19 protein-coding genes are annotated in these 19,646 nt (G+C 57.2%); 11 read left to right on the top strand and 8 right to left on the bottom strand.

Translation table 11 applies throughout. The annotated features are described in order from the left end of the window. Positions 1-12: 12 nt before the first annotated feature. On the bottom strand, positions 13-1,530 hold the full coding sequence (locus KUV52_RS14410) for a flavocytochrome c (RefSeq protein ID WP_222526859.1): 1,518 nt from the start codon (positions 1,528-1,530) through the stop codon (positions 13-15). Positions 1,531-2,008: 478 nt separating this feature from the next. Between KUV52_RS14410 and KUV52_RS14415 the strand changes: the two genes are divergently transcribed. Next, positions 2,009-2,782: a carboxypeptidase-like regulatory domain-containing protein gene (locus KUV52_RS14415; RefSeq protein ID WP_222526616.1), complete on the top strand. Its 774-nt coding sequence runs from the start codon at positions 2,009-2,011 to the stop codon at positions 2,780-2,782. A gap of 160 nt (positions 2,783-2,942) precedes the next feature. On the opposite strand, the gene KUV52_RS14420 is transcribed toward KUV52_RS14415, so the two are convergent. The 3 genes from KUV52_RS14420 to KUV52_RS14430 all read right to left on the bottom strand — a co-directional run bounded on the left by KUV52_RS14420 (position 2,943) and on the right by KUV52_RS14430 (position 4,851). Beyond that, positions 2,943-3,692 carry a hypothetical protein gene (locus KUV52_RS14420; protein ID WP_222526617.1) on the bottom strand — a complete coding sequence of 250 codons (750 nt, stop codon included), beginning with the start codon at positions 3,690-3,692 and terminating at the stop codon, positions 2,943-2,945. Between the two features lie 39 nt (positions 3,693-3,731). Continuing rightward, complete coding sequence (locus KUV52_RS14425; RefSeq protein ID WP_222526618.1) at positions 3,732-4,082, bottom strand: hypothetical protein; 351 nt, start codon at positions 4,080-4,082, stop codon at positions 3,732-3,734. 64 nt (positions 4,083-4,146) lie between these two features. Beyond that, positions 4,147-4,851, bottom strand: coding sequence for a Crp/Fnr family transcriptional regulator (locus KUV52_RS14430; protein WP_222526619.1), 705 nt, complete (start codon positions 4,849-4,851; stop codon positions 4,147-4,149). 250 nt (positions 4,852-5,101) lie between these two features. Here KUV52_RS14430 and KUV52_RS14435 point away from each other — a divergent pair, with 250 nt between their 5' ends. Further along, a complete protein-coding gene (locus KUV52_RS14435) occupies positions 5,102-5,536 on the top strand; it encodes a hypothetical protein (RefSeq protein WP_222526620.1) in 435 nt (144 codons plus the stop codon). On the opposite strand, the gene KUV52_RS14440 is transcribed toward KUV52_RS14435, so the two are convergent. Next, a complete protein-coding gene (locus tag KUV52_RS14440) occupies positions 5,524-7,071 on the bottom strand; it encodes a DUF1254 domain-containing protein (protein WP_222526621.1) in 1,548 nt (515 codons plus the stop codon). The two genes, KUV52_RS14435 and KUV52_RS14440, sit on opposite strands and share 13 nt — an antisense overlap. Positions 7,072-7,255: 184 nt before the next feature. Between KUV52_RS14440 and KUV52_RS14445 the strand changes: the two genes are divergently transcribed. The 9 genes from KUV52_RS14445 to secF all read left to right on the top strand — a co-directional run bounded on the left by KUV52_RS14445 (position 7,256) and on the right by secF (position 17,938). Continuing rightward, complete coding sequence (locus KUV52_RS14445; protein ID WP_222526622.1) at positions 7,256-9,055, top strand: amidohydrolase; 1,800 nt, start codon at positions 7,256-7,258, stop codon at positions 9,053-9,055. A 128-nt stretch (positions 9,056-9,183) separates the two neighbouring features. After that, positions 9,184-9,729 (top strand): hypothetical protein, encoded by a 546-nt coding sequence (locus KUV52_RS14450; RefSeq protein ID WP_222526623.1) that lies wholly within the window; start codon positions 9,184-9,186, stop codon positions 9,727-9,729. A gap of 16 nt (positions 9,730-9,745) precedes the next feature. After that, entirely contained in the window at positions 9,746-10,180 is a 435-nt protein-coding gene (locus tag KUV52_RS14455) for an SMI1/KNR4 family protein (protein WP_222526624.1), read from the top strand. Between the two features lie 297 nt (positions 10,181-10,477). Next, a complete protein-coding gene (locus tag KUV52_RS14460) occupies positions 10,478-12,283 on the top strand; it encodes an alkaline phosphatase PhoX (RefSeq protein ID WP_222526625.1) in 1,806 nt (601 codons plus the stop codon). Between the two features lie 55 nt (positions 12,284-12,338). Further along, the gene (locus tag KUV52_RS14465; protein WP_222526626.1) at positions 12,339-13,976 is read left to right on the top strand and encodes a hypothetical protein; all 1,638 of its coding nucleotides are present in this window, start codon (positions 12,339-12,341) and stop codon (positions 13,974-13,976) included. Then, positions 13,973-14,641, top strand: coding sequence for a hypothetical protein (locus KUV52_RS14470; protein WP_222526627.1), 669 nt, complete (start codon positions 13,973-13,975; stop codon positions 14,639-14,641). Before KUV52_RS14465 ends, KUV52_RS14470 begins: the two co-directional genes overlap by 4 nt. A 71-nt stretch (positions 14,642-14,712) precedes the next feature. Further along, complete coding sequence (locus tag KUV52_RS14475) at positions 14,713-15,111, top strand: hypothetical protein (protein WP_222526628.1); 399 nt, start codon at positions 14,713-14,715, stop codon at positions 15,109-15,111. A gap of 128 nt (positions 15,112-15,239) precedes the next feature. Further along, positions 15,240-17,039: a protein translocase subunit SecD gene (gene secD, locus KUV52_RS14480; RefSeq protein WP_222526629.1), complete on the top strand. Its 1,800-nt coding sequence runs from the start codon at positions 15,240-15,242 to the stop codon at positions 17,037-17,039. Next, complete coding sequence (gene secF, locus KUV52_RS14485) at positions 17,036-17,938, top strand: protein translocase subunit SecF (protein WP_222526630.1); 903 nt, start codon at positions 17,036-17,038, stop codon at positions 17,936-17,938. Before secD ends, secF begins: the two co-directional genes overlap by 4 nt. A 78-nt stretch (positions 17,939-18,016) precedes the next feature. Here secF and KUV52_RS14490 read toward each other — a convergent pair whose 3' ends face one another. The 3 genes from KUV52_RS14490 to phaR form a co-directional block, all read right to left on the bottom strand. Continuing rightward, complete coding sequence (locus KUV52_RS14490) at positions 18,017-18,199, bottom strand: hypothetical protein (protein ID WP_222526631.1); 183 nt, start codon at positions 18,197-18,199, stop codon at positions 18,017-18,019. A 181-nt stretch (positions 18,200-18,380) separates the two neighbouring features. Further along, on the bottom strand, positions 18,381-18,926 hold the full coding sequence (locus tag KUV52_RS14495; RefSeq protein ID WP_222526632.1) for a DUF3332 domain-containing protein: 546 nt from the start codon (positions 18,924-18,926) through the stop codon (positions 18,381-18,383). Positions 18,927-19,103: 177 nt separating this feature from the next. After that, complete coding sequence (gene phaR, locus KUV52_RS14500; protein ID WP_222526633.1) at positions 19,104-19,514, bottom strand: polyhydroxyalkanoate synthesis repressor PhaR; 411 nt, start codon at positions 19,512-19,514, stop codon at positions 19,104-19,106. Positions 19,515-19,646: the final 132 nt, after the last annotated feature.

Genomic DNA, 19,646 nt, shown 5'->3' on the forward strand with positions numbered 1-19,646 from the left:
CACTTCCTTGGTTCAGGCTTTGGCAACTTCTTCACCGGCGATGATGCCGAAGGAGAACGCGTCGGGGCAGGAGCAGGATGTCAGGCGAATACGGCCAAACATGCCTCCGGTGGCTTCGCCACAGGCGTAGAAACCGGGAATGGGCTTCTGAGTATTGATATCAATCACCTGAGCGGCGGTGTTGATCCTCACGCCACCTTGCGTGTACGTGAAACCAGGCTGAGTTTTAATGGCGTAAAAAGGCGCCTGCTCGACGGTAACACCGTTAAGCTCGGCGACGTTTTTGCCAAATAGGGGATCGGTGCCAGCTTTGATGTTGGCGTTGTACTCGGCCAGCGTGGCTTTCAGGCCAGTCAGGTTAATCCCTTCCGCATCACAGAGGGCTTCCAGCGTGTCGTATTTGACGATGGTCCCCTCTTTGAGGGCCAACCCGAGTCGCTGCTTGTCGTGGAAACTGTCAATGCCCTGCTGGTCGTAGATGTTCCGAGGGAAAACCCCACCATTCTTATCCATCATGTAGCAGATGGCTTCGGCCAGGGTCTGACGGTTGTTTTGTTCATTCACGAATCGCTTGCCGGTTTTCGGGTCGACCATCGTGCCCCATTTCATGTCTTCGGTTGGGATTTTGAAAGAGAACCGCATCAATGACATATGGATGGGATGTGCACCGGCGGCAATCATCGATTTCAGTGCGCCGGACGTTGCACCAATGGCGGTTTTTGCCGGGATGTATTCGCGAATATTGGGGAACTCCGCACTGCGGAACTCAACGTCTCGCGAGTATCCACCGGACGCCATCACCAACCCCTTAGTGATGCGATAGTTTTTGTACACACCACTGGTGTTTTCGCGGTCATCATTGGCCAGCGTTCGGTCGAAGTGATAGTTCTCACGCACCTGGATCCCAACAACCCGTCCGTCATCATCCCGATAGATTTTTTCAAACTTGGTGCGTCTGCGGATCTGACCGTTGAGGGTTTCCACAAAGTAGCGACGCAGAGGACGCAAAATGCCATTACCGCCCCCACCGATGGGGTAAAGGGTACGAGGCACGCTGTGGCCGCCCAGGAATTTCAGCTTGTCATGAAATTGGGCGCCACGCTCGATGGCCCAAGGCAGGGCACGGGTTGTGGTTTCCGCCATCTTCAAGGTCAGTTCGTAGTGGTTTTGGTAGCCACCTGCCTTTGACATGTCGTTGGCAAACAGCTCAGCGCTGTCTTCGATCCCTTGTTGTTTCTGCAGGTGACTGTTCACCACCGCGAAGTTGAGGCCACTGATGGCGGAGGTTCCCCCCAACATCGGCAGTTTTTCCAGCATGACAAGACTTTTGACGCCATTCTCGATGGCACTGATGGCCGCGCAGGTGCCCGCCAGGCCTGAGCCAACAACGACAACTTCAAAGGTCTCATCCCATTGAATGCCCTTATCGACTGGCGTCATGGCCATGACGGGAGCCGCCGCTCCGGCGGCACCTAATGCCAGGCCTTGCTTAAGGAAATTACGGCGCGAAACCGCGGTGGATTGAGCCATCCTGAACTCTCCTGATGTGTGTTTAATACCCACTCAGTTGACGTTAACCAGGTCTGGCTTAGCGATAGTGGTTTACCGCACCACGGAATTGAGTGTGACCTTTACCTCGATTAAGTGGGGGATAACCAAAAAAACAAATTCACTTTAATCCTGAAAATATGGAACCTATTCCGGCCCTGAATTAAGCTCAGTATTTTTCACAAAAATAATATTTAAATGAGGCTTTTCCCGACTGGTAGATGCATTATCACTCCCATATGAGTAGGACACCCAAATGGAAGCCACTGAGTTGTGCCAAAACCAGAATCTCATGGAAAACGCTTTAAAAAACGCGCACTCATAGCCACTTCCTTCGCCCTTTCACCGAGTCAACGGAGACCCTTTGCGCCATGGAAGCGGCACAGCTAAACCTTGTCCCCTGATGGTGAAGCCGTTAACTTACCTCAGCGATTCATAATAACTAGCGCATGGAGGTGCTATGCAATTGGCTTTGCGACTCGTTGTTTTAGGGGTCCTGCTCCCTTGTGCCGTGCTTGCACAACCAATGGTAACCATCAGTGGCCAGGTAACTGACAGACAGGGTCAACCCGTTTCCCGCTGCGACGTGATTTTCAATCCCAGCAGTTGGATTGGAGACGACTCGCTCTACTTCAAATGTGACGCCGAGGGGCGCTATCTTGCCGAGATCCCGGCTGGACACTACAACTCGATGTACAGCCTGGATCTCCCCGAATATGGGAAGACTCAACTGGAGTTTTGGGGATGGAACCTGCAGTTCGTTCAGGACGAAGTGATAGACATCGCTTTTGATACCATTGAGGTCTATTCCCTAAGTGTCTGGGCATCCAATGGCGGCTCACAATCCATTTTTGCCGCCTTTCGTCCGATGCACCTCGCCTCAGCTCTGGAGCCCAAGATATTCAATCAAACCATTGCCGGGAAGGAAAAGGCCATCTTCGACATCACGCCTGAACTCGACGCTCGATCCATCGAGGGAAGCATTGATGGTCAACCTATCGAATTACTCAGCCATCACTGGGTCTACGAGCGCTTGAACAGTTGCAACAATGTGCCCAAAACACTCAACACGGAAAACGGCTGTTTTATGCCGATGATTGTCGCTCAGTTTGTTCGGCCGAAACTTGAAGAGGGCAAGCACCTGCTTCGCGTCCGTTTGACCGATCTCGCTACCGGCGAAATTGGCGAGGGGATCACCCACTTTGTCAGTAATCAGAAGGGACTGGGCTTCTAAAGCTCGACCAAGCCTGGATGCAAGCCGGTTGAAAGAGTGAAGAGCGACCCTGCCCTACCCCTATCAACCGGCTTCATAATGCCGGACTGCCGCCACTGGACACCGCACCGCTATCGCCAAGTTGAGCGCTAAAGTGGGTGTCCAGTTAACGTCCAGTGTTCTACGACGCCAATTTCACATAGCAGCGTTGATCCGGAGCCAGGATCAATACCCGGGCCTGCGCGCTTTTGCCTGTCGATGCGCCATCTTGTGAGATGTCCACACCAAGGCAAGGGAAGACGATGAGGTCATTCCTCGCAATCAACACGTTCACCAGGTGCTCATCGTAAGCAACATTGATCTGAGGCGATAACGTCAGTGGGTCCAGGTTGGACAGTACGGTTTGTCCATTGATGATGACATCGAGCGGCTCCGTCGCAGCCGGGTCTCTTGCATCAATCAGGAACAGGGGCACCATCCCTTCAGCGGGTTGAACCTCAGGTTTATCGGTTGAAAAAAGCCGATAGCGACCTGCCAGTTTATTCCCAACGGCGAAAATCCAGGTTTGTTTCTCGCCATCCACATCTATCAGGCTTTCAACCAGTACGTCTTTTGTATTCCGGTCTATCGACGCAACGGACAGTTTTGTTATTGATTCTCTGCCAGAGCCATATCGCCAGTTGGTACGCTCACTGGTACCATAAAGAAGATGACCAACACTGAGACTGTAACGATGATTCGCATTGTCGAACGCATAATAGTCCGAGATGGAATAATCTGTACCATCATAGATGAAATCAAATATCCGAATATCTAAAGTTGCCTTATTTTGGTAAGGCGTTTGAGTCGTTAAACTTTCCTTACCACTCTCTCCTCCACAGCCATATATACCACTTGCCACTAAGGCAAACAGAATCACTATCTTGTTCATAAATTTCACCACGTGCTGATATGCAAAAGAAGTCGAGTGTTAAAGCGAAATGCCGTTTTTATCCATCAGTGCAACAACCATCTTCGGGCAGCGAAACACTTTTCCGATATACAGCCAGGTAGGCTCCGGGTTCATCACCGTCACTGAGTAGCGACTTTCCATATAGGCCAGGGTGGCTTCAATGGTGGCACACCACCGTCCATCGACTTGAGCCTCAGGATGCTCAGACAAGGGGAGGATGTGCCATGATGAAGCGCTTATCTGCGGGCAGATATAGACACTCCCCTGCTCATCAACAACCACTTCGCCACCCAATCGCGCTTCACGAAAGCGCTGATTAACGTCTTCTTTCGCACCTGTATTAATCTTTATGGAGTATAGATATGGCATAACTTTACATCTGATCGATTATTTTTCAGGTAATGGGATGATGGATGCCGGTATCGCTTTACGGCTACAGAAACTCCCGTGGGTCTCTGATACTGAGATCAACATCATCTAGATATTCAGCCAACTTACTGACCGACTTAACGGAAATTTTATTTCGCCAAAGCTCAACAAGTCCTTCTCGCTCAAGCCATTTCATGACTTCATTAACTCGCTGTCTTGCAATTCCAGTCATATCGCTGAGTTGTTGTTGAGAGATGGATATCTCCAATGGCAATTTTTTACTGTTAATATGAGCCAATATCTCCAGTAGTTGAAAAACAATCCTGACATTCATGTTTTCATTGTTTATCAACTGACTTTGCAACCACTTATCTCTCGACTCAAAACTGAGAGAGTAAAACCATTTGTATATTTCAACATTCTTCTCAGCAATGGCCGCGATCTGTCTGTTGCTGAAATGGATGATGGAGCAGGGCTCAATCTCGACAAACATGAAGGGAGAAAGCGATGACCCCTGCTCCATGTAGTTTCCAAACCAGTCACCCTGCCCCACGATGACGCAGTTGGCGGTCTTCAGGCTGGGGGTCTGTATCCCGATAGCCAAAGTGCCGCGCTCAACAAAGTTGATCCCCTGGCTGATCAGTTCGAACTCCTTAAAGTTCGAGTCTTCCATCAATATTCTCTGGGCAATGGACGTTAACTCCGCCGTCAGCTTTGACGACAGCGATGTGGTCCACCTCAACGGTATGGAAGTTACGTCATTGCCCATCGTGCTTGCCTTTAACGCGCCTGCTTATTAGTGAGTTGCCGGGTGACACTCAGCCCAATCTTTTCACCGGCTCTGTCTGATTGGTTGAAGTATAACCATCCGCCTTCTCCCGGAAGTATCCGTTAGCGGACACTCGGGATGACCTTTGAATCGGGACTCGCGCCGGATCGCTCAATCCGATACTCTGCCCCACTCCCAAACGCATCGGTTTATGGTTCCTGTAGGGGCCCCTTCAACTTAAGAGTCAACAATGCAGCACCATTTGCTCGAAGCCTATCAGGGCGAGATCTACGGCATCGGTTTTTTTCAGCACATGCTTGAGCAACGTCCCGAAGATGAGGCCGAGTTGTGGCAGGCTCTGTTGGCTGTGGAGATCCGAACGGCAGCGCTATTGGTTCCGGAACAGGCGGTCAAGGTCAGCGCCCCGGAGCGTGCCGCCCTGTTGCGCAAAGGGATCAATGAGGCCCGTCGTTGGCAGGCGTTGCCCCAGCCGCAACTGCTTTCGACCCTGTGCGACTGGGTGGGGCCCTACGAGGTGCGCTACCGGCAGTGGGCGGAGCAGGACAGCGCCCTTAAGATGGTGGCCGAACACGAAACCGCTCTCTATCAGAGCCTTTGTCATGCCCGGGATGGCCTGCCCTTTCATCCGCCACTGCAGGCGTTTCTGACACGCTACTCCTTGTAAACCTCAAATTCGCCGGGCCGCCAGGTTTTCTCAAACCAGGGTTCCAGCGGCCCATACAGTCTGAGTACCGCAAACCACCCTTTGTCCGGTGTGGTCTGGATCCAGTTGCTCTCTCCCTGTGCCGGAGGCGTGGGGCCAAAGTAGAGGTCCACGGAACCATCCTCGTTGTAGTTCAGCGCATCCCGCACATTGTTTTTGCTGGGGAAGCGTTGGTCAGTTTGCAGTTCCGAGCGGGTCTGTGTGTCATACACCACCACGGACCAGAAGTTCTTGGCCGGTACCGGCGCTGGCAGGGTCAAGCGGTAGCTCATGGTTCCATCCAGGAAAGCCCCCTTTGCATCCGTTGCGCTAAAGGCGTACTGCGACCCCACTCCGGGGATCTCCAGCGCCATCGCGGGCGTATTGACCGTCGCCGCATAGAAAAACAGCGTGCGGGCATCCAGATTACGTCCCCCGTCACCATCGGCAATCAGCCATCGGTAATCCCCTCCGACAAAGCCGGTATACCAGCCGCTATCCGGGTAGAGGAACGCCTCGGGAGCACGGGGCTTCAGCCAGATGGTGCGCGCCGTGGCGTTGCCAACGGCCGCCGATTCTTTAAGCAGTTTGGCCATACGGGGGTCCGGCTCAAAGGGCTGGCCTTTCTGCATCCCGATGGCGCTCGCCAGACCCAGCAGATGCGGGGAAAACAGCTCTGCCGGCTCCCGTTGTATCACCGCGTTCACCTCGTCAAAAAAGTGCTCATTGTTGGCGTGAATGGTGTTAAAGCTGCGCTCAGAGCCATTGATAAAGGTCATTGGCGGCGGTGACTTCACCTGGCTTAGCGGGTACACCTTCAACCCCTCCCGCCACATGGTGACCGCCGGCTCCGCCCTGCCCTCCACCAGCATTCCCCGAAGGATTACCCAGTTCACATAGCTGGCTGATTGGGCAACGAAGTAATCCCGGCCATCAACGCTGACTGGCTTGTTGTCTTTAGAGGGCTCAATCGTCCCCTGATAATCCGGCGGCAGGATCAGGTAATGACCGCCTTTGCCCGCATCCGGTCCCGGACGCCCCATATCGATCACAAAACGGAAGAAGGCGTCGTTGACCGTGCCCGGCCCGGCTCCGGGCGGCACCTCCACCACTGTGGGGCCGTCCCGCTCCAGATCGAGAAACACCGACGCGTATACGGTGTCGGTATTGCCGGTCAGGAACAGGGGGCGGGCGTCCATCAACTGTTCAAACAGCACCGCCTCGTTAAACCGAGTGGCCCCGATATCTGCCAGCCCACGGCGCAACGCCTCCATAGAAGCCGCCGGGACAAAGTTCAGGAACACCTCAACTCCGCGCATAAAGTCCAGATGGTCATAGAGCGCGGTAACCGTTTCAGGCGTTGGCCGACCATCATCAAAGCGCAGCTCACCCAAGCGGGTCTGCACCGTGTCGGGCGTCGTAATCGATTCGGGAACCGGGGGATAGGCTCTAGGCTCCGCCATCACGGCGGAGGTAACCAGAAGAAACAGGGAGATAAAGCAGGGTGACGCTTTCATCTTGCGCTCCTTTGTCTGGCGCTTCGTGAATTCACTTTCAGAGGGTTAAGCCCTCCTTAGCGTAGTCGGCTTTTGGTGCCAGCTCGCCCTTCCCAAAGGGGTGTTTGTCTCTCGGTAGAACGGCTTGGGTTCTATTCTCTAGAGTCCACTACCTCGTTGTCCTGACCCTAAAGGAGCGAATTCAATGCGATTTTTCTCTCTGTTTCTGGCCTCCTTGCTGACGGCCTCTGTAACGCCGGTTTTCGCTGAGCAGGCGGATACCCTTTATCGGGGAGGAGCCATCCTGACCATGAATGATAACCAGCCTCGCGCTGAAGCACTGGCTGTGAAAGATGGCCGCATCATCGCCGTGGGAAGCGAGTCTGACGTGATGAAGTTCAGCGGCGCCAACACCCAGGTGCGGGAGTTGGACGGTAAGGCGCTTATCCCCGGGTTTGTCGACGCCCATGGCCACGTTGCTGCCGTAGGCTTACAGGCGCTGGCTGCCAACCTGCTACCGCCACCCGATGGTGACGTTAACAGCATTGCGGCACTTCAGACGGTGCTGCGCCAGTACGCCAGCGAATACGAAGCGCGTATCAATCGGGTGAACGCCATCATTGGCTTTGGCTATGACGACTCCCAGCTTAAGGAGCAGCGCCATCCAACCCGACAGGAACTGGACACGATACGGGATGACATTCCGATCTACATCGTTCATCAGTCGGGCCATCTGGCGGTGGCCAATACCAAGGCGCTCGAGGTCGCAGGCATCACCGAGCAGACTGAAGAGATGCCGGGAGGCGTGATCCGGCGGGAGGCAGGTAGTCAGGTACCTAACGGCGTGTTAGAGGAAACGCCCCATTTTATCGCCCTGCAAAAGGTGCTTGGCAATCTGGATGCCCAAGGTGCCATGGAGATGATTCGGGCGGGGAGTAAACTGGTTACGACCTACGGTTACACCACGGCGCAGGAGGGGCGCGCCACCACCGGACAGGTGCTGTCGATGCAGGCCCTGGCTGCAGGGGATGATGGGTTTGAGATCGACATCGTGGCTTATCCTGATGTCCTGGTAGACCGTGCCTTTATCGCCGAGCAAGTCTCCCGGGACTACCTCAACCGGGTCAGGGTTGGTGGTGCCAAGCTCACCATCGACGGGTCTCCCCAGGGCTTTACCGCCTGGCGGGATCGCCCCTATTACGCCCCACCTGAGCAACTTCGCGGCGATTACGTCGGTTACCCTGCCGCTTCACCTGATCAGGTGTTTGACGCCGTCAACTGGGCCTTTGCCAATGATATTCAGCTGTTGACCCACTCCAATGGCGAAGCCGCCACCGACTTGCTGTTGGCCGCCGTCGGCGCCGCAGAGGCCCAACATGGCAACGAGGATCGCCGTGCAGTGCTAATTCATGGTCAGTTTTTGAGGGAGGACCAAGTGGACAGTATAAAGCGGCTCAAGCTGTTCCCTTCGCTGTTCCCCATGCACACCTTCTACTGGGGCGACTGGCACCGCGAACGCACTGTGGGACCGGAACGAGCAGACAACATCTCTCCCACTGGCTGGGTATTGGCCAGAGGGATGCGATTCTCTACCCACCACGATGCCCCAGTGGCATTCCCTGACTCAATGCGGGTACTGGACGCTACCGTCACGCGCCGTAGCCGCAGTGGCGACATCATCGGACCGACTCACCGGGTCGATGTGATGACGGCTCTCAAAGCGATGACCATTTGGCCTGCCTGGCAGCACTTTGAGGAGGACGATAAAGGGTCTTTGGAGCCAGCAAAACTGGCGGATCTGGTGGTGCTCTCTGCAGATCCTACGGCCATCGACCCTGAAAATCTCGACCAAATCAGAGTGTTGCAGACCATCAAGGAGGACCGGGTGATCTATCGGGCTGACGAGCCCGCCACCACCAGCCTGTTGTGGTCACCCAATCACCGCAAAGTGGCGCCGGATGGGCCGTTCTGGCGCCTCATGCTGCATCCCGCTCACCCCTACTGAGCTGTAAAACCTTACTTTCGCCTTACTCACTGCCTACCTGGAGTGGTTCAGCCTCTGAACCACTTTGGGTAGGCTTGTTCCGGTCCGCGTTCGACACGGCAAGTCTCACTTTTTAAGGAATAAAAACAATGCGGTACCTTATCTGGACAACGGATGAACAGTCCGACCTGCTCTACGCCTCTGCCCCCGTTCAGGAGCCTCACCAAGCCTATTTCTCCGCTTCGGTCATGCCTCACTTGCGTCCGGTGACCGCCGACTTCTATATCGGCAGTTTCGCGGTTCTGGTGCAGACCACGGCGCGATGGAGCTATCTGCTGGCCGAAGACAAGCTGTATTGGTGCATCCTGTGGACGCCCGGGATGCTGGTGTTGGAGATATCGGAAGAGGGCACCCTGCGTGCTGCCGCCATCCGCCGGGGACCCGCCAATGAGCCCGCAACGGGGCCACAGCACCATCTGGTGTTTGATGCCTGGAACGCTCAGGAGGACGCCAGCCACTATCGAGCCAACGGCTTTGCCCCGGCGACCGAGCAGGAGCGCAGCCGGTTTACCCGATGCATCTCTCAGCTGGATCGCCTTGCTCCACAGGTGGACGCCCGGTTCCAGGAAAAACCGGAAACTTTTCTGGCGGATTGCATCGCCAACATCGCCCAATGGGCGGGCAATGGCCGCTGATTCAGCGTTACAAAACATGAAAACCCGCTTACTGCTGCAACTCCGCGCACTGCATCGGTTCAGTGCGTCGGAGCCCTCACTCCCCTCAGAGCAACAGGTTCGGGCGTTCGAACAGCGCCACCGCCTCATGCTCCCCCCTATTTATCGAGCCTTTATTATGGAACTGGGTTATCTGAACCCCGGTGGCCTCGAACTGCTTCGTTTGAGCTGCCCCCAATGCCCCGACCTTGACCTGGAAACCCTGCTGCATAAAGCACGCCGAAGAGGATTGCCCAACGAATTGCTGCCCTTCGTTCACCATGATGGCCAACACTACTGCTTTGACCTCGGCACGCCTGAGCCCGAGCACGGTGTGGTGTTTTGGCATCCCGACGGAGAAGCCGGTATGGACACCTGGCAGGATTTTGAACAGTGGGTGGAGTTCTGTTGGCTGCCCCTGGCCCGGGCGTAATCCCGGAAGTGAGTCACTGTCCTGAGTCCGCGCTTCAATATCCCGCTGGCGTAGCATTGGAGATTCATCACGCCAGCCTTTCAGAAAAAGTTCATCTTTCCCCAATCTGTCAAAATACCCTTTAGTTTCATTGAGATAGATAACCACCTTTGCCCCACCTCTGCCACCGATCACAAAGTTAATGCACCGTTAACATTTCTGACATGCCGCGCCATCAGGTTGTGCACCGACGTGGCAACGCCGTTTGCTTGTCACGCCTACGAACAAGACAACCCAATGTGTGATTTGGAAACGACAATGAACAACTCTTTCAAGCTTTCTCTGTTGGCAGGCGCGCTTCTGGCGGTGCTGACTGGTTGCAATATCGATGGTTCCGATGGTGTGGATGGTGCTCAGGGCGCCCCGGGTGAGCAGGGACCGGAGGGTCAACCCGGCGCCGATGGTCAGGCCGGCAGCCTGACCCGCCTGGCGACCGTACCTCTGGGTGCCGAGGTGACCGGCATCTTCCTGACAGAACAGGGGGATCTGTTCTTCAACCTGCAGCACCCCTCAAGCGCCAATCTGGAAACCGACCACAACGGCATCCCCTATAACCGGGGCACCGTTGGCGCTTTGGCCGGGATCAACCTCAACCAGCTGCCGATGGATCTGGTGGACGCCCCGGTTCCGATCTCCCCTAAAGAGCAGGAAACCGTGGTCACCGCTTATGGCCAGTACCAGGTGCTGGGACAGAACGGCGACACCTATGAGGGCAAGCTGGCTAATCGCCTCGGCGTGGTGATGAGTCTGGATGGGGAAACCGCTGTGGTGGACACCGACATGCCAGACTTTAACGCCTTTATTCCCAATGGTGAGGGCAAGGGCTACCTGTTCACCAACTGGGAATACATCCCCGGTGGCATGAGCCGCCTGGCTTTGGCTAAGCAGGAAGACGGCAGTTGGAAAGTGGAAGACGCCCTGATGGTGGACTTCGCTGCCGTACACGGCACCGCAGCCAACTGCTTTGGCAGCCTGACCCCCTGGGGTACGCCGCTCTCTTCCGAAGAGTGGATCGTCAACTCCGACCTCTCCGGCACCACGGATCCGAGCTGGAACGCGCCGGGGAATGAGGATGTGGCCCGAATGGACACCATGACCGGCGATGCCTTCCCCAACCCCTACCGCTATGGCTACATCATCGAAGTCACCGACCCCAAAGGCACCCCCGCGCCCGCCAAACACTACGCGATGGGTCGCTACGAGCATGAAAACGGCGTGGTGATGCCGGATCAGCGCACCGTCTACCTGTCTCAGGACGACACCGGCGGCGTCATGTTTAAATTTGTGGCGGACGCGGCTGGAGATCTCACCTCCGGCACCCTGTATGCCGCCAAACTGACTCAGGATGCCGGCAGCAATGAGCCGCAAACCACCGGTTTCGACATCGCGTGGATCGAGATGGGCAGCGCCAACAACGATGAGGTGGAAGCCTGGATCGCCGAATTCGATGACATCGACACCAGTGATTTCGTTGAGGGCCAGTCCAGCTACCTGACCCTGGCTGACGTGGAGGCCTGGGCAGCAGGCGCCGCCAACTACCCCACCGTGGCCGAAGGCGGCAACCCGGTTACTGCAGGCAAGCCGATGGACGATCGGGTGGTGTTCCTGGAGTCACGTCAGGCCGCCAACCTCAAAGGCGCAACCGCCGAATTCCGCAAGCTGGAAGGGATCAACATCAACGCCAAGCGTGCCGAAGAGGCCGTTGATGGCGTCGATCTTATCCCGGGTGAAGACGTCACCCAGGCGTACGTTTACTTCGCCATCGCTGATCTGGACAAGACCATGATCGACGGTGAAGGGGACATCGCGCTCTCCAGCCGGGTGAAGGATTGTGGCGGCGTTTACCGCATGCCGTTGGAGACCGGCTACAACGTCAGCCGGATTGAGCCGGTACTGATGGGCGGCACCTACCGCGACAGCCTGACCGGCGCGGAGCGCTGCGATGTGAACCAGTTGTCCCAGCCGGACAATGTGGTGGTGATGGAGGATGGCCGCATTCTGATTGGCGAAGATGGCTTCCAGGTCAACAACACCCTGTGGCTGTACCGCCCCCTGAGCAAGTAAGCCCCACCCAGCCGGAGCGGCGTGCCGCTCCGGCCTTTCTGCGCAGAATAACAGTATGAAATCAGTCAGCTTTGCCCTGATCCTGCTGCTGGCCATGCCCGCATTAGCACAGGACACCCTGCCCCTCGCCTTACGCGACGACATCCCGGCTCAGGCCTATCTTGATCAGGATGTGCTTTATAACGGCGAGTCGGTGATCCCTCCTCAGTGCTATACCCGAACAGAGGGGCAGTACAACCCCTGCTACGTCTGCCACCAGAGCTACCGCGACGGCCGACCCAACATCATGAATGACGGCGATCTTCAGGGCAGCTACGAGTTCTCCGAGCTGGGTTTTAACAACCACTGGCAGAACCTGTTCCGGGACCGCAGAGCCCAGATCGCCGCCATCGAAAATGCCGAGATCGACGCCTACATCCAGCAAGACAACTACACCCCCTGGATCGCCCGCCTGAAAGCCGGTGATTGGCAGGGCGCGATTCCGGAGATCCGGGGTCTCGCCTACCCTGAACGCGCCTTTGACAGGGAGGGCTTTGCCCGGGATGGCAGCCAGTGGGTGGCGTTCAACTACAAACCCTTCCCCAGCACTTTCTGGCCCACAAACGGTTCCGCCGGGGATGTGATGATCCGTCTTCCTGCACCGTTCCGTCAGGTCGATGGCGTGGAAAACCGGGACCTCTACCTGGCCAACCTCAGCCTGCTGGAGATGGCGATAAAGCAGCAGGACAGCCTTAGTGTCCCGGCGCTTTCGGAACGTCGCGCTGGCGTAGATCTCAATGGTGATGGGGAGCTGTCGGACGCGATCCACACCCTGCCCCGTCACACCCACTATCTGGGAGACGCAGCCGAACAGCCCCTCACCGATATGCTCTATCCCCAGGGCACAGAACTGCTTCACACAGTGCGTTACCTGCAGGTCGACGCCTTTGGCCGCATCGGTCCGGCACCGCGAATGAAGGAGGTCCGGTATATGCGTAAGCACAACACCACCACGCCACTCCAGCTTCGCTCTGCGTACTACGGCGAACAGAAGGAGAAGGTGTTTGAGCAGCTGCCTCAGTCCACGTTCCATGGTGATCGTGGCCTGGCCAATAACTTCGGCTGGACACTGGATGCCCACATCGAGGACAAGCAGGGCCAGTTGCGTCAACAAAAACCCCAGGAGTTGGCTTTCTGCAACGGCTGCCACAAGACCATCGGCACCACCATCGATCAGGTGTTCTCCTTTGCCCGCAAGCTGGATGGCGAGGCAGGATGGGGCTACCTGGACCTGACGGTTCAGCAGGACGCGCCGGTACGGGGTGAAGCGTTCGGCGAGTACCTGACCTACCTGGCCCGGGTCGGCGGTGGCGACGAGTTTCGGCAGAATGATGAGATGCTGGCACGCTGGTTTCAGGCTGATGGCAGCGTGAAGGCCGACAAGGTGGCAGCACTGCCCCACATCGGCGCGCTGATTCTGCCTTCGCCTCAGCGCGCTCGTGACCTGAACAAGGCCTATCGGCTGATCGTACAGGAGCAGAGTTACCTGTTTGGTCGCGATGCCGTGCTGGCGCCCGCCGAAAACGTCTATCGTCAGGTGGCGCCTGATGCGGTGCCCCTGCCCGAGACACACCAGCACCTTTACGACCTGCGTCTGAACTGGCGGGCGGTGGGTTCGCGGCTTTCCGCCGCAGTGATGGACTCCACGCCATGACGGTGCCGGACCTGTTTCTGGTCAGTTGCCTGGCCATGGGGGCCGGGATCGGAGCAGACGTGGCTTTGGCCAGCGCCGGAGCCGCCTCCCTGCCACGGCGGGCGCGCTGGTACTGGCTCACCGGCGTCTGTGCCACCCATACCCTGTTTCCGATGGCCGGGTATCTGCTCACCTTTTTTTCGGCGCTGTGGGTTCCGGCTCTGTTGCCCGCTCTGGGGGTGCTCGCCGCCGCGCTGATCTTCCGTTTTTATCTGGATGCAATCCGTCAGCCCGTGGAATCGCCAGCCTTGCTGAAACAACTCAGTTGGCCGCTGCTGCTGGCGATCAGTTGGGACGCTTTATGGTCCGGCCCTGCCAAGTCCGCCCAGGTGCTGGGCTGGACACCCTTTTGGGTCTGGTTCTCCTTCTTTGTGGTGGGATTGGTGGTACTGGGCTTCGGGGTATTGGGGTTGCGCCTCGGCCGCATGCTGCTTCGCCTGCCGATCAGCGCCGGTGCCTGTCACTATCTGCAACTGACGATTCTCGGTTACTTCGGCGCTCTGGCGCTGTGCCGTTACAGCCTGACCTGGGAGGTGCCTGCTTGGGTATTGTTCAGCGTGTCGGCCCTGATCACCGCTCTGGGGCTGATATCGAGAGCTGCGCCACAGCTTTTGCGTAACCCGTAATTTCCCCTGTTTATTGCCGGTATGGGGGGCTATACTGGCCCTCCTTCTCTTCTCAAGGCATCTGTTACACCGTGAATCTGTTGAGAGTTTTGCTGCTGTCACTGCTGATGGGCTTTACTGCCCAGGCACTGGCGCACACCTCAGCCGATGTTCATCCCGGTCATCAACAGGTGTTTTCCGGTGCGCCCGACGCCCATGATGCGCCTCATCAGGTGGATTGGGGTCTGTTTACCTCGCCCCGCCTGCTGCAGCTGTTTCAACGTATCGCCCCTCTGCCAGAGCCGGATTACGAGCTGCTGATTGAGTTCGCCGTCCCCCTGGCACTGGAGCTTCAGCTGGGCTACGTTGAGCCTCGCTCGCCTCAGTTGGACTGGCATCTGAATATCCGCCCTCCCCGCAACCGCCTTGGTGGCTGGAAAGAGAGTAACCAACTCTACCGTCATCTCGGTCAACGCAACCCCATCGTCTGACTCTGCCCCGGCGCCCTTTGCCGGACACACTCCCGTGCGCCACTGAGCACGCGGGGACCGCGCACCATCCTAAGGCTCCGGCCTGACTGAGTGCGCACTGAAGGCCCCAAGTCGGCCTCATGCAGAGAATGATGATGAAACCACACTCCCAAACCTCGGCGGTGATCAACCGATATCCCGCCTGGAAATACGTAGTGCTGATTGTCACCCTGGTGGTGATGACCCTGAGTGCCCTGCCCTCCTGGTATGGCGAAGACGCCGCCATTGATATCCACTGGCAGCAGGCCCAGGATGCGCAACGCACCCAGCAGTACCTTGAGTCCCAGGACATTCACGTTAAAGCGATCACTCAAGATGGTGATCAGACCCAAATCGTCCTGAGCGACCCCAACAGCCAGTTTGCTGCCCAGGCCGCCCTGAAAAAGTGGATCGGCCCGGAGGACAGTCTGGCCCTTTCTCAGCGTCCCGCCGCGCCGCAATGGCTGCTGGGTATGGGCTTTGAACCGATGAGCCTCGGCCTGGATCTCCGTGGCGGCGTGCAGTTCCTGCTGGACGTGGACATGGACCCGGTCTTTGCCGCCCACCAGCAGGGCCTGCTTCAATCCCTCCGCGGCACCGTCCGTGGTGTTCGTGCTCAGGCCCAGTTTGACCACAGCGTGACCACCGGACAGTTGGATGAAGCCCAGCGTTCGCAAGCAGTGGCCCTGGTGCAGAAGGACTATCCGGACTGGACGGTTCGCAGTCATGGTGACGGCTTGAGCTTCACCATGAAGCCGGAAACGGTAGAGGAGTTGACCCGTCAAACGGTTCAGCAGAACCTGCAGATCCTGCGCAGCCGGATTGAGGAACTGGGCATCACCGAAGCGGTGGTACAGCGTCAGGGCGCAAACCGTATCCGCATCGAACTGCCCGGTGTGCAGGATCCGGTGGCCGCCAAGAAGGTGATCGGCGCCACCACCAGCCTGGCCTTCTATGAAGTGAATGTGAAAGAACCGGTTCAGGGCAAAACCCTGCCCCTGGCTCAGGGCGGCACCGTCTCCGTGAAGCGACTGCCGGTATTGACCGGTGAGCACATCATCAATGCCAGGGCCAGCCTGGACCAGATGGGGCAGCCCCAGGTTGAGATCGTGCTGGACGCCGCCGGTGGCCGCATGATGTCTGACTTCTCGCGCAATAAGATCGGCTTTCCGATGGCCACCGCTTTCAGTGAGTACCGCCAGGATAACCAGGGCCGCTCAGTGGTGGACACCGAAGTGATCAGCGTGGCCACCATTCAGGCCCATCTGGGCAGCCGCTTCGTAATCACCGGCAGCGGCTCCATGGCGGAAGCACAGCAACTCGCGCTGCTGTTGCGGGCTGGCTCCCTGACTGCCCCGGTGGTGATTGTCGAAGAGCGCACCATCGGCCCCACCCTGGGTGCCGAGAACATCGAGAACGGCTTTAAAGCCCTGGCGGTGGGCATGGGCGCCACCCTGCTGTTTATGGCCCTCTGGTATCGCCGTCTGGGCTGGGTCGCCAACGTCGCCCTGGTGGCTAACCTGATCACCCTGTTTGGCCTGATGGCCCTGCTGCCCGGCGCGGTACTCACCCTCCCCGGCATCGCGGGTCTGGTACTGACCGTGGGGATGGCGGTAGACACCAACGTACTGATTTTCGAACGGATACGGGACATGGTCCGGCAGGGTCACAGCCTGGCTAAAGCCATCCACTTGGGCTTTGACCGGGCTCTGACCACCATCTGGGACGCCAACCTGACCACCATGATCACCGCACTGGTGCTGTACTCCATCGGTAATGGTCCCATTCAGGGCTTTGCCCTGACCCTGGGCCTTGGCCTGATGACCAGCCTGTTTACCGGTGTATTCCTCTCCCGTGCCCTGATCAACCTGGTCTGGGGCCAAGACGCCCGTCGTAAGGTGACCATATGAGATTCGATATTCGCTCCCTGACTCACTGGCGCTACCTGACGGCGCTGTTTTCCGTGGCCCTGACTGTGGTGGCCCTGCTTGCCCTATCGGTTCGGGGCCTGAACTGGGGCATGGACTTTACCGGTGGGGTGATCACCGAGGTCAAGATGGATGCCCGCTACAGCGGCCCCGACCTCACCCAAAGACTGGAACAGGCAATGGGCGAAAGCGTCAGCCTGGTTCAGGCGGGCGAGCCCGGTCGTTGGCTGGTCCGCACCGGACCGGTGGATCCCGCCGCAGAAAACGACATCACTGCGCTCTCTGTGCTGCAGGGGATCGACCCCGATGTGCAGCTGATTGCCTCCAGCGTTGTCGGTGCCCAGGTGGGCCAGGAACTGGCGGAAACCGGTGGATTGGCGGTGCTGTTCTCCATGCTCGCCATTTTGTTCTACCTCTGGTACCGCTTTGAGTGGCGACTGGCTTCCGGTGCGCTTCTGGCACTGCTGCACGATGTGGTGGTGGTGCTGGGCCTGTTTGCGATCACCCAGATGGAGTTCAATCTGACGGTACTGGCGGCGGTTCTGGCGGTGGTGGGCTACTCACTCAACGACTCCATCGTGCTGTCCGACCGGATCCGCGAGCTGCTGCTGGCCAAACCTGGCTGGCCGCTGACCCGCATCAATGACACCGCCGTACGTCAGACCTTCTCGCGCACCATGGTGACCTCCGGCACAACGCTGACCACTGTTGCAGCAGTATGGGTCTTCGCGGGGGCCTCATTGCACGGCTTTGCGATTGCCCTGTTTGTAGGAATCGTCAGCGGTACCTGGTCCTCCATTGCCATCGGCACCGTTATGCCGGAGATGGCCAAGCTGAGCCCGGAACACTACCGCCCGGAGCCGATCCCGGATACGCCGTAAGCGATCCCATTCGGCGCCAAAACCCACAACCAAAAACACGGCCAATTGGCCGTGTTTTTTTATCCGTAAAAGCCGGACTTATGCACTCAGGCGATGGGGTAGCTGGATCAGACCCGGCCAGTTATCGGCACACTCGATCACCGATTTCAGTGAGAGGCTGATACAGGCATCCGGATCCCCTCCCATCGCATTGGCCTCATCGCTGTCCGATTCCATCAGCGGCGTCAGGGTTACAGCGATATCAAGATCAGTAAAGGTCATAAAGGCTCCTTGTCGCTTGGACATTGCTGCATTAAGTAAAGCGCAATTGAGCAGGCGCGCTGAAGAGCATCCCTGACTCATCTGACAGTATGATGAACGCATTGATGTCGGCTATGGGCCAGCAAACGGTAGGCACAAAAAAGCCGGGGCAAGCCCCGGCTTTTTTTGATGCTTAACGCGATCAGCTCTGACGAGTGTCTACATAAGCTTCCAGTTCAGCAACGGATACGGTGGCGATGGCTTCGCCGTCCAGGCTGAACTCAACGCGGTCGCCCTGACGCTGGCCCAGCAGCTGGCGCTCGGTACCGTCTTCAAAGAACAGGTTCATGCGGGTGCTGTCCTGATCCAGGTACTCCATCTGGATACGCTCAACCTTGCCCTGGAGCTTCTGATCCAGCTTGGGGTTTTCGGTCAGGCTGCTGTCCAGGTGCTGGTTCACCTTGAAGATCGCTTCTACCGGCATATCAACAACCGCCGGAGAGCGGCCGGTGATCGGGTTGGTGCCGGTCCAGAACTCGATGCTGTTGAAGATAAACAGGTCAGCCATGCTGGCGATGCCGTATACCGGGCTCATCAACATAAACAGACCAGCGCGGCCGTAGCGGTTGTCCACAACAGACAGGTTAGCTTTGGTTACGGCGGCGGATACGCCCATCTGGCCCATGCAGCCAGTCAGGGAGGAGGTGGTCAGGGCAACAGCCACTGCGCTCAGAACGAGCTTCTTCATCTCAAACGTCCTATGAAAAAAAACCGGCGGATTATAGGCGCGTGATTAAGAAGAAAACACTCCAGACCAGTCGTTTGGCGATTATTTAACCCAAGTGAATTCAGGTATCCCAAAGATGAATCTGGTGAGATAAAAAGTGTGGCGAAGAGCTATAGACAGAGAGCGCAGATCCCCGGTTCAGGATTTTTTATCACGGTCGCCCATCGGGTTAAAAAACGCCCCAAACAGTTGCGTTGGATTAAACTCCTGCATCCGTTTTAGCTCCTGCTGCCACTGTTGTTGCTGCCCCAGCAAACTGACCATGGCCTGCTCCAGCCACTGTCCCGCCATACCGCTCATCTGACTGTCATAAAGGCGGATGATCTCTTCCAGGAACTTATCGGTCAGCACAGAGGCGTGTCCTTCACTCTCCATCTCTGCCAAAACCTGCAGCAACACCTGACGGGTCAATGGCGCGCCGCTCTTGGAGTCCACCACTTCGAAGCTCTGGTAGCTCTTGATGTAGTCCCGCACATCCGCCAGCGTGATGTAGCGCTTCAACTCCGTGTCGTAGAGGCGGCGGTTGGGATAGCGTTTGATTAACTTCATGGCGACGTCCTGTGCGGGCTTTGGCTCAGTGTAGGGAGTTGGTCCCGGCATGGAAAGGACCAGAAGCCACAGGATACAATATGAATTTTTTGTGCGCTGCACAATTTTGCTTGATCTTTCATCAATGGCTGC

Source organism: Ferrimonas balearica, from assembly GCF_019802055.1.
Taxonomy (GTDB): domain Bacteria; phylum Pseudomonadota; class Gammaproteobacteria; order Enterobacterales; family Shewanellaceae; genus Ferrimonas; species Ferrimonas balearica_A.

What these genes read in the sequence shown, in the direction of transcription:
- KUV52_RS14410 (WP_222526859.1), bottom strand. Translation starts at nt 1,530, where the DNA reads ATGGCTCAATCCACCGCGGTTTCGCGCCGTAATTTCCTTAAGCAAGGC.
- KUV52_RS14415 (WP_222526616.1), top strand. Translation starts at nt 2,009, where the DNA reads ATGCAATTGGCTTTGCGACTCGTTGTTTTAGGGGTCCTGCTCCCTTGT.
- KUV52_RS14420 (WP_222526617.1), bottom strand. Translation starts at nt 3,692, where the DNA reads ATGAACAAGATAGTGATTCTGTTTGCCTTAGTGGCAAGTGGTATATAT.
- KUV52_RS14425 (WP_222526618.1), bottom strand. Translation starts at nt 4,082, where the DNA reads ATGCCATATCTATACTCCATAAAGATTAATACAGGTGCGAAAGAAGAC.
- KUV52_RS14430 (WP_222526619.1), bottom strand. Translation starts at nt 4,851, where the DNA reads ATGGGCAATGACGTAACTTCCATACCGTTGAGGTGGACCACATCGCTG.
- KUV52_RS14435 (WP_222526620.1), top strand. Translation starts at nt 5,102, where the DNA reads ATGCAGCACCATTTGCTCGAAGCCTATCAGGGCGAGATCTACGGCATC.
- KUV52_RS14440 (WP_222526621.1), bottom strand. Translation starts at nt 7,071, where the DNA reads ATGAAAGCGTCACCCTGCTTTATCTCCCTGTTTCTTCTGGTTACCTCC.
- KUV52_RS14445 (WP_222526622.1), top strand. Translation starts at nt 7,256, where the DNA reads ATGCGATTTTTCTCTCTGTTTCTGGCCTCCTTGCTGACGGCCTCTGTA.
- KUV52_RS14450 (WP_222526623.1), top strand. Translation starts at nt 9,184, where the DNA reads ATGCGGTACCTTATCTGGACAACGGATGAACAGTCCGACCTGCTCTAC.
- KUV52_RS14455 (WP_222526624.1), top strand. Translation starts at nt 9,746, where the DNA reads ATGAAAACCCGCTTACTGCTGCAACTCCGCGCACTGCATCGGTTCAGT.
- KUV52_RS14460 (WP_222526625.1), top strand. Translation starts at nt 10,478, where the DNA reads ATGAACAACTCTTTCAAGCTTTCTCTGTTGGCAGGCGCGCTTCTGGCG.
- KUV52_RS14465 (WP_222526626.1), top strand. Translation starts at nt 12,339, where the DNA reads ATGAAATCAGTCAGCTTTGCCCTGATCCTGCTGCTGGCCATGCCCGCA.
- KUV52_RS14470 (WP_222526627.1), top strand. Translation starts at nt 13,973, where the DNA reads ATGACGGTGCCGGACCTGTTTCTGGTCAGTTGCCTGGCCATGGGGGCC.
- secD (WP_222526629.1), top strand. Translation starts at nt 15,240, where the DNA reads ATGATGATGAAACCACACTCCCAAACCTCGGCGGTGATCAACCGATAT.
- secF (WP_222526630.1), top strand. Translation starts at nt 17,036, where the DNA reads ATGAGATTCGATATTCGCTCCCTGACTCACTGGCGCTACCTGACGGCG.
- KUV52_RS14490 (WP_222526631.1), bottom strand. Translation starts at nt 18,199, where the DNA reads ATGACCTTTACTGATCTTGATATCGCTGTAACCCTGACGCCGCTGATG.
- KUV52_RS14495 (WP_222526632.1), bottom strand. Translation starts at nt 18,926, where the DNA reads ATGAAGAAGCTCGTTCTGAGCGCAGTGGCTGTTGCCCTGACCACCTCC.
- phaR (WP_222526633.1), bottom strand. Translation starts at nt 19,514, where the DNA reads ATGAAGTTAATCAAACGCTATCCCAACCGCCGCCTCTACGACACGGAG.